This window comes from Bradyrhizobium sp. 187, from assembly GCF_023101005.1.
Taxonomy (GTDB): Bacteria; Pseudomonadota; Alphaproteobacteria; order Rhizobiales; family Xanthobacteraceae; genus Bradyrhizobium; species Bradyrhizobium canariense_D.
In genome coordinates, this window is sequence record NZ_CP064693.1 from 2,804,170 (window position 1) to 2,822,688 (window position 18,519).

Genomic DNA, 18,519 nt, shown 5'->3' on the forward strand with positions numbered 1-18,519 from the left:
ATCAGGACGCTATTCATGAATTCGAAAGTTCTCACGGTTCGGGAAGCGACCCTCGGTGTGCTTCGCTCCTTTGGCGTCGATCGCGTTTTCGGCAACCCCGGCTCGACCGAGCTTGCCTTCCTTGGCGACTGGCCCGACGACATCGACTACGTGCTCGGATTGCAGGAAGCCTGCGTCGTCGGTATGGCAGACGGCTATGCGCAGGCCACGGGACGAGCGGCGTTCGTCAATCTGCACTCGGCGGCCGGGCTCGGTCATGCCCTCGGCAATCTCTTCACCGCATTCCGCAACAAGACACCGATGGTCGTGACAGCCGGGCAGCAGGCGCGCAGCCTATTGCGGATGCGACCCTATCTCTTCTCCGAGGACGCCGCACAGTTTCCAAAGCCCTATGTGAAATGGAGCGCCGAACCGGCGCGCGCCGAAGATGTTCCAGCGGCGATCGCGCAGGCCTTCCTCACCGCCATGCAGCATCCCCGCGGTCCGACATTCGTGTCGGTCCCGTCGGATGATTGGGCGCGGCCCGCAACCGCTCCACCGGTCCGCTGCATCGCGACGGAGTTTGCGCCCGATCCGGCGGCGATCGTTCGGCTCGGCGCGGCGATCCGAGCCGCCAAAAAACCTATCTTCGTTGTCGGACCCGAGATCGATCGCAGCGGCTGCGTCGACGCGATGGTCGCTGTGGCCGAGCAGGCGAGCGCGGCCGTTTGGGCAAGCCCGATGTCGAGCCGTTCGAGCTTTCCGGAATTGCATCCGCTGTTCGCCGGCTTCCTTCCGGCAGCACCGGGAGGGCTCGCCCGCGCATTGCGCGGCGCCGATCTGATCGTCGTGGTCGGCGCGCCGGTGTTTACTTTCCATGTCGAAGGACAATGTGAATTGCTCGACGACGGAACGCCGGTCTGGCAGATCACGGATGATCCGACGGAAGCCGCATCCGCTTCTGTCGGTGACACCATCATCAGCACGCTCCCAAAGGCGCTGGCTGGGCTGCTGTCGGCGATGCCAGGGATCGCGGAGCGCGAGGTGCCGGCCGCGCGGATGCGGCCTGCCGTTCCTGCCGCGCAAAATCCGCTTCCGCCCGCTTATGCGCTCGCCCGGCTCTCCGCGTTGATGCCGGCCGATGCGATCGTGGTCGAGGAGGCGCCGTCGCATCGTCCCGCCATCCAACAATTCCTACCACGGCCTGGCGCGGACAGCTTCTACACGATGGCGAGCGGCGGACTTGGTTATAGCCTGCCGGCCTCGGTCGGCGTGGCGCTGGCGCGGCCAGGCCGCCGCATCGTCGCCCTGATCGGTGACGGATCGGCGATGTATTGCATCCAGGCAATCTGGACCGCGGTGCAACGCCGCCTGCCGATCACTTTCGTGATCATGAACAATTCAGGCTCTGGCGCGATGCGCGCCTTCAGCCAGCTGATGCAGGCGCATCGCCCGCCCGGGATCGACCTGCCCGGGCTCGACTTCGTGGCGCTCGCAAGGGGAATGGGTTGTGCGGGGCAGCGCGTGACCGATGTCGGCGACGTCGACGCCATCTTGACCGAAGCGTTGGCATCAAGCGGTCCCGCGCTGGTCGATATCGCCGTCGACGACGCCACGACGGACCTGTTCAGCCATCCGCGCTAGCTGGCGGCAGAGGGGCTGGTCCGCGGCGACAAGACAGCCGATGGAAATTTGCCTCCGAAGGCACGGGTCTTGGGTTGGACACGCGACCCGTCGATCACCTCGAGTTGTCCGCAGCGATTCAAGGTATGCAACTTCCTGCCGGGCCATGCTGGCCCTGGCCGCAGAGAGTGGCGGATAATCTGCTTGAACGTCGTCGGCGACAGTTCGACGATTTCCGCCAGGGCGAGCGCTGCCCCATATCCGCCGGCACAATCCTGGACCGGGCGCCACAATTTGTCATTGATGGTGACGAAATTCCCCGCAGGCCGCGTGCTCGCGCGGTCGATCAGGACCGGGTTGCTGGCATGCGGCAACCACGGGCCCATGAGGTGCTCGGCGTGATAGATCGCCAACGAATCCGAATACCCGCCAGTGCCATCGCGCCAGGCTCCGAACAGATAGTGCAGGCCGTTGTGCCGCGTGATCGTCACATCGGCGAGTTCAAGTCCTGAAAGCAGCGTCGCGTGGCGCTCCCATTTGTCCGGGAACCGAACGCATTTATAGATGGCGACGTCCCCATTGGTCGAGCTCTCCGGGATCATCCACAATGCGCCATCGTCCTCGATCAGGAACGGATAGGAGAGGTGCCAGGGCTCGTCCAATACGGGCACGACCGCTCCGACCGGGCCCTTATCGTCGAACTCGATCGCGGAAATGATTCCTTTTCCAATCCGGTGATCGAGATCCTCAAAGAAGACGAATGTTCTTCCCTGCCATGTGATGGGGAAAGGATCGGCGTAGAAGTGGTTTCCGGGATCGGCAAGGACGTTCCAGCGAGGCCCTGACAGGTCTCCGGTCTGCCAGACGCCTGCGCCCTTGTTGATGCGCCATCCGACATGCCAATGCGGGGCATAGCAGCAGAGGCGATAGATCTCCTTGGCGATCGATATGGTGAGGCCGCGCGCGACATAAGCCGTTGGCGGGCGGCCGTTGTCCGCTCGGGCCGGTCGTGCCAGCTGCGGCACGATGCGCGGTCGTCCCGACAGGATGGCGGCCACCATGGTCAGGGTTCGCGCCATGACCGTTTCCAGGCCCCCGCTCAGACCGGCCGCGATTTCGGCGGAGGGATGGCCACGATCGAGGACTGCACCGTCGACCTCGTCGACGATTTCGATCACCGGCAGATCGCCGGCGAGAATGGCGGCAAGAGCTGCGTTTTCGCCTGCCACTCCATTGAACAGCGGGCGGAGATACTGCCGGGCGGAGCAGTTCGGATCCCGCGCGCCACCGGTGAAATCGACGATGACGTCTGCCGTGCCGGCGCGAGCCTGCATCCGGTCCGGACTGATCTTCAGCCTTTCGGTGCCGCTGTGTTTGCCCTTGTGCAACACCAAACGTTCGAGTTCGAACAGCATGTCGAGACCCGCCGGCCGCGGCTCCGCCGTTGCCGTCCACGCGATCTGGACCGGTACATCCCGCCCGTCGATCGACAGCGTCTCGCGGCCCATCCACCGCCGCGCATTCTCAATTTCACAGCGAAACTCGATGGTCATGTCGAGCCGATCCGTTTCCATGCGCCCCGATCAAATGACCTGGCCGAGAATTCGAACGTATTCCTCCACCATGGCGTCCACTGAATAGCGCAGCTTCAGGCCTTTGGCGTTTTGCCGCAGTTCGTCGCTCAGTTTTTGGTCCGTCAGGAGCCTGGAGACGGCGGCCGACAGCTTGGTATGATCGGAGGCATCGACGAACAGCGCTGTCGGCTTCCCTTCGACGGACAACACTTCGCGCAAGACCGGAAGATCGGTGACGACCGAGGGAACGCCGGCGTTTGCAGCCTCCACAGCGGCGAGGCCGAAGGTCTCCGCCTGCGTCGGAAATACGAACACGTCGAGAGCGGCGAGAAACTCCGCCATCTGGCGTGGGGTGATTTCGCCGAGCAGATGCAGCCTGTCCGATACTTTCAAGTCATCCGCCAACTGCCGCAGCCGGGCCTCGTCGGCTCCCTGCCCGGCCAGTGCGAGGTGCCAGGAGGGTTGATCCGGCAACAGACATATCGCCGCGTCGAGCCGCTTGTGCGGGTGTAATCTTGCTGCGCAGCCGAGCAGGGGGCTATCCGGCGGGAGATTGAACTTCTGTCGCGCAGCTTGCTTCGACAGGGTGAGCGCCTTGTCGTCGAAGCCGTGCGGGACATGCACCATGCGCGCGCGATAAGCCCTGGGGTAGCGCGAATACTCGCGCTGCATGTCCAGCGAGTTGAGCGTGATGCGGTCGAAGAAGCCGAGGCTGCCCATGACGATGTCGGCCGTACGGACCGGCCAGCTCATCGACAGCGCGGATGAAACCTGATTGGCGATGACAGGTGCGCGGCAGATCAGGCGCGCCACACCGGCGCCGATGACATTGCCGAAGTGCTGAAAGGTCAGAACGGCGTCAGGCCTGGTGGCCCTGATATGGCGGCCGAGCGTCCACAGCATTTGCAGCAGCGCCAGCGGATTTCCCGGCCGGCTCGACGCGCAATAGACCGTGTGGGGCGGCTCATCGAACGAATCCGACTTGCGGAAGAAGAAAAGATTGGTGACGCGATAGCCGCGGGCGGTCAGCCCGGCGCCAAGCAGGCGCGAGATCTCCTGCGCACCGGCGTTCTCAGCCTGGGTCTGTACGAGCAGCACGTGCGGCTTGCGTCCGCCACCGTTGGGCGACGGGAGTGCTGTCGCAGTCGTCTCGCCCAACGCCTTGTTTGGCTGGTAATGCAGCACGGATCCCGACCCATTAGAGAAGCGAATTTTTCACCTTCTTAACTCCGTATCTACCATGCGGGCATCGCGCGGACACCGACTAGCAATAAACGGAGTTAATGCGCCCTGCCAAGGGCATGAGGGAATTCCGCTGGTTCCCGACGAAGTGCAGAGGACGCGGGCAACCGCCGATTAACCATCGATATTTGGGTTGGAGCGGGCCCACTAAAGCATATGAAAACGACGCACATTCCGCCGGTGCGCCGACGGCTGCTGGTGCGCTCTCCTTCATGCGGGACACGCGCGACATATGCTGACGCTCTATTCGCCGGAGTCCGCGCCACGGACCGCGTAGGCGCTGGGCTTCGATGCGGAGAAGCGCAGAAGCCCTAGAATCGAAGGATCGACGCCGGTTCGCCGGCGACAGAGGATGTTGAGGACGATGGTCGCTAACGCGAGCGACACAGTGGCCGAGATCGCTGCGCCAAGAACGCCGAGCCAGGGAATGAGGACGAGAAATCCAACCAGCCGTAGCGCTACGTTCCCGGCAATCACGGGGACATACTCGCGCTCATGGCCGGTCAGTTGCAATATCGCCGCAGACGGACCGCCCGCCGCCTGGACCGCCGTTCCGATCGCGAGCACGATCAGGACCCAGTGCTGCGCAGCGAAATGTGGCCCGAACAAGTTGAGTAGATGGGGACCTCCAACCCAGATCAGGAGGAGTCCGCTGACCACGCACACCGCGGTCACTTCCGCCATGAGCCGCAACGTTCGCTCGAATTCCTGATGGTTCTTGCTGAAGTACAGCGAGGGGAGCCGACGTGCGCCAAAGCTGTACAATGCGGCCGACAGCATGGCGAAGATGTTGGCCAGGCGCGAAGCGGCAAAATAAATTCCGGCGGTTGCCGGGTCCAGCATCCAGTAGACCAGAATGACGTCGAAATACTGGTTCGCGGCTTCGAGAATGGATGCGACCCAGAAATGAAGCGCGCTCGATCTCCAGCGCGACGGCTCGGAACGCACCGCCGTGCCGCGGAAATCCGGTAGAACTCGCGCAATCGCGATGATCTGTGCGACCAGTCCGACCGACATGGCAATCGTCATCACGGCGATCAATTCGGCGGGATCAAGCTGCCGATGGCCGAACATGATTGCGAGCAGAAACAGCACCACGCTGACTCGCCAGAAGAACTCCCTGTTTCCTTCCCCCATGAGAATGCTGACCAGCGAGCGTGCGATCTGGCTGCCAAGCATCAGTCCGGCATTCACGGCTGTGTAGGCCGACACCGCGACAACCAGCAGCCACGAGGCGCCTTTGATGTTCGCGCCGATCGCGATTGCGCCGATCGCAATCAGCATCGCGACGGAGGAAATCTTGAAGCTCGATAGCAGCACGCCCTTGGTGAGATCAGGCTGATTTCCCACCCGATACTCGTTCAGAAATCGCACCAGCAGCGATTCCTGGCCCACCAGACCGACGACCGCTGCCATCTGGGCGACCGAAAGCCAGGTCGCAAAGATGCCAAACCCATCGGGCGACATCGTTCGTGCCGCAAGCGAGAACAACGCGAACGCAAGCGCGCCGCTACCAACCTTGAGAAGGATGGTTCCGGCAACACCGCGCGTCACGTCGCGCCGCATGAATTGGACGATGGATTCGATCATGGAGATTTAAGGGGCAACTTCCCCTGAAGAGACATTTTCCGATTACCTGCGACAGCCTAGCATGCCGAAAAACCGCGAGTGTTAATGGACGGCCTCCATGATCCCGCCCTCCGCGGCGACGTCGCGGCCATGCCTGTTGCTTCACTATGGAACATCGCTGACCCCATTGTCCCAGATAGAGCAAAGTGCGGCCCGGTCGCGTGGCGGCAGAGCGCCGCATCGACGGCCGATGAGGCGAGATGAGCCATTGGAATGCGGACCGGCTCAACGGGAATGGCCATCCCGAGCAAGGCGCGTGCCGGATCTCATCGGGCCGGGCAGGTCTCCGCTGCGTTAACCGAGATATCGAGAAATGATCGCGTTTGGTCCTACGATGCGACATCAGGCGAGAGAATTGCACGGGCAACCATCGTTGACCGTGGGAGCCTGAACCATGACGGCGGATAGCAACGTGACCGAGCCGAGCGCTGGATCTCCGACCGCGGCGATCGTCGTCGACATCGCGATCGTCGGCGGCGGCCTTGCGGGCTCGCTCGCGGCGGCCGTGCTCGCGCGGGCAGGGCATCGTGTCGCTCTCGTCGACAAGCGCGCGGTCCATCCGGACGAGTTTCGGGTCGAAAAAATAGGCGGCCGTCAGCTGGAGATGTTGCGCAAGCTGGGCTTCCTCGATGCGCTCGACAACGTGGCCTGTCGATATGATCAGGTGCTCAACATCAGGGAAGGCAAGGTGGTCGATGTCAGCGTCGGCCGGGCTTACGGGCTTCCATATGCCGATCTCGTCGCCATGGCGCGCAGCCAGCTGCCTGATCCGTCCAGCCTCATTGTCGATGAGGTCACTGCGGTCAATTGTCGCGACGATCTCCAACATGTCGAGCTCGCGTCAGGGGGGCGCATAACTGCGCGCCTCGTCGTGCTGGCCACGGGCATGGCGGGCGTGCTCGGCTACAAGCTCGCCATCAAGCGGCGCGTGCTGGCCGAGCGCCATTCGGTTTCGTTCGGCTTCACGATCGCCCGCCGCGACCACGCGCCGTTCGATTTCGAGGCGTTGACCTGTTATGGGGAGCGCACAGCGGACGGCATCGATTATCTCAGCCTGTTTCCCGTGCGTGCCGGCATGCGGGCAAATCTCTTCATGTTCCGAGACCCGACCGATCCGATCATGCGCGAGCTGCGCCGTGAACCGGAGGCGACGGTCTTGCGCCTGCTTCCGGGATTGCGGCCCTACCTTGGCGATTTCCACGTGATCGACCGGGTGCAGAATTGGGTGATGGACCTGTCCGTCGTGGAAGGACATCTCCAGCCCGGAGTCGTGCTCATCGGTGATGCGTTCCAAACGAATTGTCCGGCCGCCGGCACGGGCGTCGCCCGTCTGCTGGTCGACGTCGAGCGCCTCTGCACCGAATATGCGCCGCGTTGGCTCGGGACCGAGGGCATGGGCCGGGAGAAGATTTCTGAATTCTATTCCGATCCCGACAAGGTCGCGGCGGACCAGCAGTCACTGAAGATGGCGCGCTTCCGGCAGGCCCTGACGTCCCGCAACGATATTGGCTGGGACGTGCGGCGGCGGCTGCACTTCCTGCGACGCAGTATCACCCACCGGCTCGATCAGATGCGGCCCGGCTGGCTCGCCCAGGTTCGAAGCGCGCTACGCGCCTGAGAGCGGCACCCGGTCGGCCCCTCGCACCGGTCAGCGCGTCGGCGTTGAGGTCCGGGTCGGCAGGAACCTGAACTCCGACATCCGCTTGGCGGCCAGCTTGAGCCAAGGCGCCTGTTTCAGTGCGAACAAGGAGATGGCGCCCGTGGTGCTGCCCGCCTGCGTGACCGTCCACATCGGTGAAGGCTGAGCGCCGAACTGCTTCTTGTAGGGCTCGTCGCCGATGGTGAAATCGAGCATCTGATCCCCGCGCTCGATGCAATCCTTCGCCACCTGCTCGAACATCAGCGCGCCCAAGGACTGGCTTTTGTATCCGGCAATGTCGAAGGCGCCCATGATCACGAGGAAGCTGCCGTGATGGCTGAGTCCGAGCACGGCTGCGATGACCTCGCCGTTCATCTTCATCGCATAGAGCCGGACAAAGGAGCCGAGGCCGCGCTGCGCCACGTCGGAATAGAAGCCGTAATATTCGGGGCGCTGGAGCAGATCTCCGTCGCCGTGTGCCTGAAAGCGCGGCCCGCGAAATTTCTTCATCACGTCCAGCACCTCCAAGACAGCGGCACTGTCGCGGCAGCATGAAAAACTCAAGTCCCCCTTCTTCTGGAGCTGCCGGGCTTTCTTTGCGAGCTCCTTCTGGTAGGAACGGTCCAGCGCACTGGCGCGCCATTGCTCGAACGGCGCGACCAGAACGGTCGCATAGGCATTGGTGTCCATCGCTATGCGGCGGGGCGCAGCCAGCAGGTTCTCGATCGGAAGCCGTCCATCCGGCAGCTTGGTCATCCGGAGCAGATCGAACGGGCGGACGAGGCACCGGATTTCTGCGCAGGCACTCTCGTCCTTGAGCAGCTCGGAAAATACCTGCGGGCTGCATACGGGCGCGAGGTAGTCGGAAACGCGGAGGTCGGCGAATTCGACGGTCCGTATCGGGCCGCGCCGGATCCGCAGCAAGGGCAACACCATCGCAAGGGCGCCCGTCGCGCGGTGGCGGACCACGACAACCAGAGGAGTTGCGCCCACATGAGACGCGAGCCTGGTGTAGAGGGTGTCGAGCCAGAGCGGATGCTGGAACGCGGTGGCGGCCGAGTTGTCGAACAGCTCCGCGTAGTCCGGCGACAGGAAGTCGAATCCCTGCTCGATGGCGATGTCGAATGTGTTGCTAGGTCTGTTCATACGCAACCAAGAAAGCAGATGGCTCGGGACGAATTGATGGAGCCGGATCTACGCTCTATAGCAGGGTCGTTACGGGGGAGACACCGGCGGCGTATGATTTGCATTAATCCTTCGAGCGAGGCGCGTATGGTTACCAAACCGTTAATTCCTCATCGAGCGGCCTCGCAGCCGAAACAGCCACGACCGCGTCAACCCCCCTCGTCAAATATATTCCGCTTTACCGAAATTCGGAAACGGCGTATGTGTCGTCCATCCCGGCTCATCCTTGAGGGGCGATCTTGTGGTCGTCATGTTCGCGAGCCGGGCTTGCGGTGGACGCGGCAGCGTTCGGGTGCGAGAGGCCAAGGGCAGGGCGGATTGCTCTCCGTGAGAAGGCTGCGTTCCGACGAGCGGCGCTGCTAGGCTTCGTCTCGTCTGTAAGTTTCCGGCTCCGTCGACAGGGCTGGAAAAACTGCGGCGAAATGGCGAGCCGTGCGTACGGCAAAACCGTGTGGTCCTGGCCGTCGTTGCTACGGTCAAGCCCTGGCGAATGCGGCATCCGCGTCAACCGGCGCGGTGCCGGTGACTTTCGCAGGGGTGAGGGAGGCCAGCAGGAACTCGGCTCCCGGGAGAGCACGGCATAAGCCGTCCAACCATCGCGCAGGGAAGGCCGAGTGATTGGCTACACCTGTATGCTGCTGTGCGGTTCTCTCTGCGTGTGCTTTTCGCGCAGCGGACCGCGGGTGCCAGCCGGCACCCGGCCTTCCCTGCGCCCTCTTGGACAAGAGGGTGGAGCGATCAAGCAAAGCTCGGGCGAAATCAGCCGCGAGAACGCGACGGCGTGTCGGCCTACCTCGAGATTCCGGTTCGAGCACCGATGTCTTGTCCCTAACGCTAGGGACAGACACGTTGCCGCGATCCGCTTAGCATGATCCGCCCGCTTGCTCGGGACCGCAGGAGGGAACGCGTATGTCGGACGACATGCCTTCTGGGCAGCGTCGGTGCGTCCCGGAGAGCAGTGCAAGCTCGAGCCGGGGCGCCCGATGCAGCCGGCGGAGTCATCAAAGCGGACAGGGAGGATCGGGACATGAAGATCGGTTTCGCGCGAGCCTCGCTTCTTGTGGCATGCGTCCTTTTTGGAAATGCTGCTCACGCGGACATCAAAATTGGAATTGTGATTTCGGCAAGCGGCCCGGGATCCGCTCTGGGACAGCCGCAGCTCAAGACGGTTGCAGCTCTTCCGAAAGAGATCGGTGGAGAGAAGGTGACCTATATCGTCCTGGACGACGAGTCGGATTCGACCAAAGGGGTCCAGAACGCACGCCGGCTGGTGATCCAGGATAAGGTCGACGTGCTGGTCGGCTCCTCTCTGACCCCGGTGACCATGCCGATGCTGGATGTTGCACTCGAATCGAAGACGCCGCTGCTGTCGCTCGCTGCCGCTACCGCCATCGTTCAACCGATGGATGAGAAGCGCGTCTGGGCTTTCAAGGTCGTTCCCAATGACGACCTCATGGCGGCCGCCATCCTCAAGCATATCGCGACATCAGGCGTGAAGACGCTCGGCTATATCGGCGTTTCGGATGGCTACGGCGAGGGCTACTACAAGGAGGTGAGCCGCCTCGCGCCTGCGTTGGGGCTGACCGTAACCACACATGAGGTCTACGCGCGCGCCGACACCAGCGTCACCGGTCAGGCGCTGAAGGTGATGTCGACCAATCCCGATGCCGTCTTCATCGCGTCCGCAGGAACTCCGGCCGTCCTGCCGCAGCAGGCGCTCCGCGAGCGCGGATACGCCGGGAAGATATTTCAGACACACGGCGTGGCCAGTGAGGAGTTCATCAAGCTCGGCGGCGCGAACGTCGAAGGTGCGGTATTCGCGGGCGAAGCTTTTACCATTGCCGCCGATCTTCCCGCAGGAGATCCGTTCCGTCGTTCGACGGAGGAGTTCGTGACCGCGTATGAAGCGGCGAACGGACAAAAGCCCAACATGTTCGCTGCTCACCTCTGGGATGTCGTGGCACTGATCGGAAAAGCTGCACCGGATGCGCTGAAGACGGCAAAGCCTGGCACAATCGAATTTCGCGCGGCGCTGCGGGACGCACTCGAGCGTGGGCAGAACATCTATCTCAACAATGGGCTGTCGAACATGAGCAAGGCCGATCACAACGGCTATGATGAGCGCTCGGCCTTTCTCATCAAGGTCGAAGGCGGGAAGTTCCGCCTGGCAAAGTAGCGGCGCGCCGATGCACGATCTGGTCTGGTCCGCCTCAGACCCAGCCGCCATCGACGATGTAGTGCTGGGCTGTGCAGGCAGAAGCCTCGTCGGAAGCGAGGAAGATGGTGAACTTCGCGACCTCGTCGGGCATGAGCTTGCGCTTCAGGCATTGTCGTTGCATGAGCTCGACCTCGCCCTGGGGTGTCATCCATTTATCGAGCTGGCGCTCAGTCATGATCCATCCAGGCGCTATCGCGTTCACGCGGATATTGTAGGCGCCGTAATCGCGCGCCAGAGAGCGTGTGAGACCGATCACACCCGATTTGCTGGCGGTGTAGGCGGCCATGCCGCCTTGTCCGGCGATCCACGATACCGAGCCGAAATTGATGATAGCGCCGGCGTTCGCCGCCTTCATGTCCGGCAACACGGCCTGCGCAGCAAAGAACTGGTGCTTCAAGTTGACCCCGATGCGGTCGTCCCAATATTCCGGTGTCATTTCCTCGGTGCTGTGCCGCTCGTCATGCGCGGCATTGTTGACGAGGATGTTGATCGCGCCGCGCACATTGCGCGCCTCCGCGACACCGGCACGTAACGCGGCAATATCGGTCAAGTCGACACGCATGAAACGCGCGCTAAGACCTTGATCCGAGAGCTCGCGTGCCAGCGATTGGCCCGCGTCGACATTGATGTCGAAGAACGCGACATTGGATTTCTGCTGTGCGAAGCGCCGCACGATCGCAGCGCCAATTCCCGATGCGCCTCCGGTGACGAGAACGACCTTGCCGGCGAGGTCGGAATAAACGGCAGCCATGGATATCCCTCGATTTGCGTTGGGGGCAGCGCGACGCGGCCCGACTCTCCCGCTCACCTTAGCGACCTCCCTCGTGAGGTGCATAGGTCAGAATTTCAGTTGCGTACCTCAAAAATCGAAGGCAGGATTGCATCAAAGAATAAGAGCCCTTGGGAGGAATGTGATGAGACTGCTCGGGAAACTGGGACTAGCCGTTGTCGCATGCCTGTTCGGAGCGAAACTCGCTGCGGCCGAAACGACGGTCAAGTGGCTGCACATCGAGGCCAACCCGGCCCAGGTCAAAATCTGGGAGGAGGTTGCGCGCGCCTATGAGGGGTCGCATCCCGGCGTCAAGGTCGAGATGCAGTTCCTCGAGAACGAGGCCTACAAGGCCAAGCTGCCGACCATCCTGCAATCCAAAGACCGGCCCAACATCATCTACAGCTGGGCCGGCGGTGTCCTGAAGACGCAGATCGAGGCCGGTGTGCTCGACGACATCACCGATTCTGTGAAGGGCTACAGCGACAGTCTCACACCGGCGGCGCTCGCCGCCTTCACCAGCAACGGCCGTGTTTATGGTCTGCCCACGGCGCTCTCGCAGGTCGGCTTCCTCTGCAACAAGGAGCTGATGGCCAAGGCGAAGGTCGACCCTGCCGGGATCAAGAGCTGGGACGATCTGCTTGCTGCCGTGAAGACGTTGAAATCCGCCGGCGTGACCCCGATCGTGGTCGGCGGCGCCGATAAGTGGCCACTGCACTTCTACTGGACGCATCTTGCTGTGCGCATCGGCGGCAAGGCGGCGTTCGATGCGGCGCTGCGTGGCGAGAACGGCGGCTTTGCCGGGGAAACCTTCCAGAAATCCGGCGAGCTGTTCAAGCAACTCGTGGATCTCCAACCGTTCCAGAATGGCTTCCTGGGTTTCAAGAACCCGCAGGCGGTCGGCTATTTCGGCGACGGCAAGGCGGCGATGACGCTCGCGATCAGCACGGTCTATCATCTGCAGCGCGCTCTCGCCGCCGACAAGATCGGATTGACCGAGGACAAGATGTGCTGGTTCGACTTCCCGGTCGTGACCGGCGGTAAGGGCGCGCCGACCGATACGCTCGGGGGCATCACCGGTTGGCTGATTACGAAAGGCTCGCCGAAGGAGGCTGTCGATTTCCTGAAGTACTTCGTCTCCAAAGAGGTGCAGACGCGGCTTGCCGCCGGCAACTTCATCATCCCGGTGGTGCAGGGCGCGGATGTCGGCCTCAACAACGGCTTCATGAAGCTGATCGCCGCCAATCTGGCGAAGTCGAACTACCACCAGAACTTCTATGACCAGAGCCTGGGTCCGTCCGTCGGCCGCGTCGTCAACGACGTCACGGCCGAGATCGCCGGCGGCAGCATGAGCCCGCAAGAGGCTGCCAAGGCGATTGAGGCGGCGTGGAAACAGGGCAACTGACGGTGACGCGGCGGACCGCGAGCGTGTCGGCGATCGGCGCTGCTGGCGAGATGGTCCCGCAGGTCACGGTCCGTGGCCCGAGTTGGGACGGCAGGCTGACGGTGCTCATCCTGTTCCTGCCGCCGGCGCTGCTGTTGTTCACGTTGTTCGTTGTGCTGCCGATCGGCGAAGCAGCTTGGTACTCGGGCTTCAATTGGAACGGATTCGGCAGGCCGACCAACTGGATTGGCCTGGACAATTACCGCTTTGTGCTGGAGACCCGCGCCTTCTGGCTCGCTCTGCGCAACAACGGCCTGATCATCGCTGTTTCGCTCGCCATCCAGCTGCCGCTTGCGCTCACCCTGGCCTTGATGCTCGCCGAACGCTTTCGAGGGGCGGTGGCGCTGCGCATGCTGTTCTTCATGCCCTATATCCTGGCGGAGATCGCGACCGGGCTGATCTTCAGCTTCGTCTATGATGGCGACTACGGCCTTGTGGCCTCGATCTGGCGCAGCTTCGGCGCCGAGCCGCCGCATCTGCTTGCATCGACGGATACGGCCATGCTGGCGGTGCTGATCGTGGTCGTCTGGAAGTACTTTGGCTTCCACATGATGCTATTCATCGCAGCGCTCCAGGGCCTCGACAAGAGCCTGGTCGAGGCGGCGCGTATCGACGGCGCGACCCGATCGCAAGCCTTGCGACATGTGGTCATCCCCTTGCTCTATCCGACGATAAGGCTCTCCGTGTTCTTCGCCATCGTCGGCTCGCTGCAGCTGTTCGACCTCGTCATGCCGCTGACGCGCGGGGGGCCAGCGGACTCCTCGAACACGATGGTGAGCTTTCTCTACAACAACGGCATCTCGCGCATGCGGGTCGGCTACGGCAGTGCCATCGGCGTCATTTTGTTTGCGATCTGCGTGACCTTTGCCTTCACGTACAAGCGATGGTTCATGCGCGATGAGTAACGCCAGGACCATCCGCGCGCCGTTCGATCCCTCAGTATTGTTCAAGCTGGTGTTCCTCGCCGTCGTTGCCATCATCGTAGTGGTGCCGCTGCTCGCGACCTTGTTCGGTGGCTTCAAATCGCTCGGCGAACTGCGCGTCAATCCGTTCGGCCTGCCACGCCACTGGGAGTGGCAGAACTATGCCGACATCCTGTTCTCGGCACGCTACTGGCAGCTCTTGCGCAACTCGCTGATCATCTCGACCCTCACGGTGGCCCTGACCCTGATCGTCGCCTCGATGGCGGCGTTCACCTTCGCCCATATCAGGTTCTATGGCAGCTCGATGCTGCTGAGCTACCTGACGCTGGGCCTGCTGTTTCCGGCCGCGACGGCGGTGCTGCCGCTCTTCATCAAGGTCCGCGATCTCGGGCTGCTCGATACATATTTTGGCGTTGCCCTGCCGCAGACGGCCTTCAGTCTTGCGATGAGCGTGTTGCTGCTGCGGCGCTTCTTCAAGGACATCCCGTACGAATTGCTGGAGGCCGCGCTGGTCGACGGGTGCAGCTATATCAAATTCTTCCGCTATGTGACGTTGCCGTTATCGCGGCCGATCCTGGCGACCGTCGGTACCATCACCTTCGTCAACAGCTGGAACGCCTATCTGCTGCCGCTGGTGATGCTCAACACCGACGCGCTCTATCCCTGGCCGCTCGGTATCATGATTTATCAGGGCGAGTATTCGTCCGAGTGGCATCTGATCCTGGCCTTCATCACGTTGACCATCCTGCCGACGATCATTCTCTTCCTCCTGGCGCAGAAGCACATCGTCGCAGGCCTCACCGCCGGCGCGGTCAAGGGATGAACGGTACCTCACGGAGATCACAATGAGAAAAGTCGGCATCGGCATCATCGGCTGCGGCAATATCAGCACCGCTTATCTGAAGGCGGCCCAGCGCTTCGCGGTCATGGAAATCAAGGCGCTCGCCGATATGCGCAGCGATGCGGCAGAGCGGCAGGGCGCCGCCTTCGGGTTGCCGGCGATGCGGGTTGATCAGCTGCTCAAGCGAGACGACGTCGAGATCGTCATCAATCTCACCGTGCCACTCGCCCACACCGACGTCAGTCTCGCAGTGCTGAACGCCGGCAAGCACGTTCATTCCGAGAAGCCGCTCGGCATCAACGTCACGGAAGCGCGCAAGGTGATGGAGCTCGCTGCGCAGAAGAGTCTTCGCGTCGGTTGCGCACCCGATACGTTCCTTGGCGGTGGGCACCAGACCGCGCGCAAGCTGATCGACGATGGCGCGATCGGCACGCCCGTGGCCGGCAGCGCCTTCTTCGGCTGCCCCGGCCACGAGCGCTGGCATCCGGCGCCGGGTTTCTATTATTTGCGCGGCGGCGGGCCTATGCTTGACATGGGCCCGTACTACATCACCGATCTCGTGCAGCTGCTCGGCCCCGTGGCGAGCGTGATGGGTTCGACCGCGCGCCCGAAATCCGAACGGCTGGTCACCAGCCAGCCGATGAACGGAACGCTGATCCCGGTCGAAGTTGCGACCCATGTCGCCGGCACGCTCGAATTCGAGAGCGGGGCGATCGTCTCGATCGCGATGAGCTTTGACGTGCCCAAGCACCGGCACGCGCCAATCGAGATTTATGGCGACAAGGGCAGCATGCTGGTGCCGGACCCGAACCGCTTCGGCGGCGAGGTGCAGGTCGCCAAGGCTGGCGGCGACTGGGAGCCGGTCCCGCTGACCCACGGTCATGTCGATGGCGAGTTCCGTTCCATTGGCGCCGCCGATATGGCCTCCGCGATACTGAACAACCGGCCGCATCGTGCGAGCGGCGCGCTCGCTTTCCACGTGCTGGAGGTGATGGAGGCGTTCCAGATCTCTGCCGACGAAGGCCGGCGCGTCAAGATCGAGAGCCGCGTCGAGCGGCCGGCGATGCTGCCGGCCGGGCGCGAAACCGGACAGATCGACTGAGGGAATGACCATGCGCAAGGCATTAATTGTATGGGGCGGCTGGCCGGGACACGATCCCGATCTCTGCGCTTCGATGATCCGCGGCTGGCTGAAGGCTGAAGGCTTCGAGGTGCGGATCGAAACCACCACCGCCGCGTTCGCCGATCCCGCGATTCACGACCTGTCACTGATCATCCCGATCTACACCATGTCGAAGATCGAGAAGGCGGAAGTGCTCAATCTCTGCGCTGCGGTCCGAAGCGGCGTCGGGCTCGCCGGCCATCATGGCGGCATGGGCGACGCGTTCCGCGATTCCGTCGACTACCAGTTCCTGTGCGGCGGGCAGTGGGTTGCGCATCCCGGCAACATCATCGACTACAAGGTCGACTTGACGAAACCGGATGATCCCATCATGAAGGGCGTGAAGAGTTTCGAGCATCGTTCCGAGCAGTACTACATGCATGTCGACCCCGCCAACGAGGTGTTGGCGACGACGACCTTCACCGGCGAGCACGCGCCCTGGATCGAGGGCGTGGTAATGCCCGTGGTCTGGAAGAAGCGATACGGCGCGGGCAGGGTGTTCTATTCCTCGCTCGGCCACCGCGCTTACGAACTCGACGTACCGGAAATCCGAACGTTGATGACCCGCGGCATGCTGTGGGCGGCGCGCGAATGAATGCTGGTGCGAGCCAGCCGGTGATTCGTGCCACGCTTGAGGACGTTGCGCGCACGGCGGGTGTTTCGCTCGCCACGGTCGACCGCGTCGTCAACCGGCGCGAGGGCGTGCGCGCCAAGACCGTCGCGCGGGTCGAGGCCGCGGTGGCAAAACTCGGCTATCGAGCCGACGTCGCGGCCGCGCGGCTTGCCCGCGGGCAGACGTTCCGCTTTGCCTTTGTGCTGCCGACGGGCAGCAACAGCTTCATGACCAACCTGACCGAGCAGGTCCAGCGCACCGCAGACTGGCTCGCCGGCCAGCGCGGCTTCATTGATATCCTGCGTGTCGACGTGTTCGATCCGGACGTACTCGCCGCCGCGCTGGAAAATCTCTCGCCTGCCTATCAGGGCGTCGCCGTGATCGCGCTCGACCATCCCAGGGTGCGCGCCGCGATCGACGAACTCACTGCGCGCGGGGTCGCTGTGGTGACCCTCGTGTCGGACGCGCCGAGCTCGCGCCGGCTGCACTATGTCGGCATCGACAACCCGGCGGCAGGCCGCACCGCTGCAACGCTGATGGGACGGTTCCTCACTGGTCGCAAGGGGACGGTGGCCGTCATCGCGGGATCGTTGTCGCTGCGCGATCACACCGAGCGGCAGTTCGGCTTCCACCAGATCCTGTCCAGCGAGTATCCGAACCTGCACGCGCTGCCCGTGATCGAGGGCCGCGACGACAGCGAGCGCACCCGGGAGCTCACTGCGGCACTGCTCGCGCGCCAGCCCGATCTGCGCGGCATATACTGCTGCGGCGCCGGGAACCGTGGCATCGCCGACGCGCTCGAGGCCTCGGGACGGGCGCGCGAGGTGGTCTGGATTGCCCATGAGCTGACCCAATACACGCGGCGTTTCCTGGTCCGCGGCACGCTCGATGCCATCATCAACCAGGATCCCGGCCACGAGGCACGGTCTGCGGCGCGAGTCCTGCTCGCGCATTGTTCGGGTGAGCCGATCAGCCCCGACCAGGAGCGCATCCGCATCGACATTTTTCTGCGGGACAATCTGCCGTAGCCTCGACTGACCTGCGGGGCGCATCAGAAGCTCTCGGCCATTGCGGCCAGGCGTCGATGGGCTCGTTCGCGAGCCACCTCAATGGGCTGTTGCGGTCCGGTGGTTGGTCCGATCGGAATGAAACGGACATTGTTGATACCGACAAAACGCAAAATTTCGCGCAGGTAAGGCGCTGCCATGTCGATGCGCCCGCGATTCATTCCGGTGGCGAAATCGCTGCCACTGGCAATGATGACGATGGTCGGCCGGTCCTTCAGCAAAGGGATATACCCCAGCGACGGATCGAACCGAAAGGTGAGCCCGGGCTGGACGATGATGTCGAACCATTGCTTGAGCTTATAGGGAATGCCGAAGTTCCACATCGGCGTCGAAATCAGCACCCGCTCGGCGAGCGCTAAGCGCACCGCCATCCGCTCGGCTTCCGCGAAGCTGTCCCGCTGCGCGTCGTTGAAGGCCTGCGCCTTCATCCGTGCATATTTGGCTTCGACAATGGGGCCTGAAAATTCCGGCAAGCGCTCGCGCCAGAGATCCATAACGTCCACGTCCCAGTCGGGCCGAGCTCGGCGAAAGCCGTCGAGGAAAACGCGTGCGCCGGCGCCTGACCAGGAGTCGCCGCGGGGCGAGCAAGACAGGTGCAGGAGCTTCGCCAC

Annotated in this window: 15 protein-coding genes; 9 read left to right on the plus strand and 6 right to left on the minus strand. The window is 63.0% G+C overall.

The features are described 5' to 3' along the window. The first annotated feature begins 15 nt into the window (after positions 1-15). The gene (gene mdlC / locus IVB19_RS13195) at positions 16-1,623 is read left to right on the plus strand and encodes a benzoylformate decarboxylase (RefSeq protein ID WP_247821456.1); all 1,608 of its coding nucleotides are present in this window, start codon (positions 16-18) and stop codon (positions 1,621-1,623) included. Here the strand turns inward: mdlC and IVB19_RS13200 are convergent. From IVB19_RS13200 to IVB19_RS13210, 3 genes are all read right to left on the minus strand, one after another. Further along, entirely contained in the window at positions 1,620-3,155 is a 1,536-nt protein-coding gene (locus IVB19_RS13200) for a glucosamine inositolphosphorylceramide transferase family protein (RefSeq protein WP_085395552.1), read from the minus strand. The genes mdlC and IVB19_RS13200 overlap by 4 nt on opposite strands. A 30-nt stretch (positions 3,156-3,185) precedes the next feature. Beyond that, a complete protein-coding gene (locus IVB19_RS13205) occupies positions 3,186-4,361 on the minus strand; it encodes a glycosyltransferase family 4 protein (RefSeq protein ID WP_247412964.1) in 1,176 nt (391 codons plus the stop codon). Positions 4,362-4,661: 300 nt separating this feature from the next. Beyond that, entirely contained in the window at positions 4,662-6,008 is a 1,347-nt protein-coding gene (locus IVB19_RS13210; protein WP_018458715.1) for a lipopolysaccharide biosynthesis protein, read from the minus strand. A gap of 433 nt (positions 6,009-6,441) precedes the next feature. Here IVB19_RS13210 and IVB19_RS13215 point away from each other — a divergent pair, with 433 nt between their 5' ends. Continuing rightward, the gene (locus tag IVB19_RS13215) at positions 6,442-7,665 is read left to right on the plus strand and encodes an FAD-dependent oxidoreductase (protein WP_247821457.1); all 1,224 of its coding nucleotides are present in this window, start codon (positions 6,442-6,444) and stop codon (positions 7,663-7,665) included. Between the two features lie 30 nt (positions 7,666-7,695). Here IVB19_RS13215 and IVB19_RS13220 read toward each other — a convergent pair whose 3' ends face one another. After that, on the minus strand, positions 7,696-8,832 hold the full coding sequence (locus IVB19_RS13220; RefSeq protein ID WP_204510800.1) for a GNAT family N-acetyltransferase: 1,137 nt from the start codon (positions 8,830-8,832) through the stop codon (positions 7,696-7,698). Between the two features lie 1,066 nt (positions 8,833-9,898). Between IVB19_RS13220 and IVB19_RS13225 the strand changes: the two genes are divergently transcribed. After that, positions 9,899-11,047, plus strand: coding sequence for an ABC transporter substrate-binding protein (locus IVB19_RS13225; protein WP_247821458.1), 1,149 nt, complete (start codon positions 9,899-9,901; stop codon positions 11,045-11,047). 34 nt (positions 11,048-11,081) lie between these two features. On the opposite strand, the gene IVB19_RS13230 is transcribed toward IVB19_RS13225, so the two are convergent. Then, the gene (locus IVB19_RS13230) at positions 11,082-11,840 is read right to left on the minus strand and encodes an SDR family NAD(P)-dependent oxidoreductase (RefSeq protein WP_247821459.1); all 759 of its coding nucleotides are present in this window, start codon (positions 11,838-11,840) and stop codon (positions 11,082-11,084) included. 163 nt (positions 11,841-12,003) lie between these two features. Here IVB19_RS13230 and IVB19_RS13235 point away from each other — a divergent pair, with 163 nt between their 5' ends. The 6 genes from IVB19_RS13235 to IVB19_RS13260 are packed head-to-tail and all read left to right on the plus strand — an operon-like array spanning position 12,004 to position 17,869. Beyond that, a complete protein-coding gene (locus IVB19_RS13235; RefSeq protein WP_247455619.1) occupies positions 12,004-13,263 on the plus strand; it encodes an extracellular solute-binding protein in 1,260 nt (419 codons plus the stop codon). A gap of 2 nt (positions 13,264-13,265) precedes the next feature. Then, positions 13,266-14,207 (plus strand): carbohydrate ABC transporter permease, encoded by a 942-nt coding sequence (locus IVB19_RS13240; protein WP_410706524.1) that lies wholly within the window; start codon positions 13,266-13,268, stop codon positions 14,205-14,207. After that, entirely contained in the window at positions 14,200-15,048 is an 849-nt protein-coding gene (locus IVB19_RS13245; protein WP_085352423.1) for a carbohydrate ABC transporter permease, read from the plus strand. Before IVB19_RS13240 ends, IVB19_RS13245 begins: the two co-directional genes overlap by 8 nt. 22 nt (positions 15,049-15,070) lie before the next feature. Continuing rightward, on the plus strand, positions 15,071-16,168 hold the full coding sequence (locus tag IVB19_RS13250) for a Gfo/Idh/MocA family protein (RefSeq protein WP_247299704.1): 1,098 nt from the start codon (positions 15,071-15,073) through the stop codon (positions 16,166-16,168). Between the two features lie 10 nt (positions 16,169-16,178). After that, complete coding sequence (locus IVB19_RS13255) at positions 16,179-16,823, plus strand: ThuA domain-containing protein (protein WP_247455620.1); 645 nt, start codon at positions 16,179-16,181, stop codon at positions 16,821-16,823. Further along, entirely contained in the window at positions 16,820-17,869 is a 1,050-nt protein-coding gene (locus IVB19_RS13260) for a LacI family DNA-binding transcriptional regulator (protein ID WP_085352453.1), read from the plus strand. Before IVB19_RS13255 ends, IVB19_RS13260 begins: the two co-directional genes overlap by 4 nt. A gap of 23 nt (positions 17,870-17,892) precedes the next feature. On the opposite strand, the gene IVB19_RS13265 is transcribed toward IVB19_RS13260, so the two are convergent. After that, a complete protein-coding gene (locus IVB19_RS13265) occupies positions 17,893-18,519 on the minus strand; it encodes an FMN-dependent NADH-azoreductase (protein ID WP_247821460.1) in 627 nt (208 codons plus the stop codon).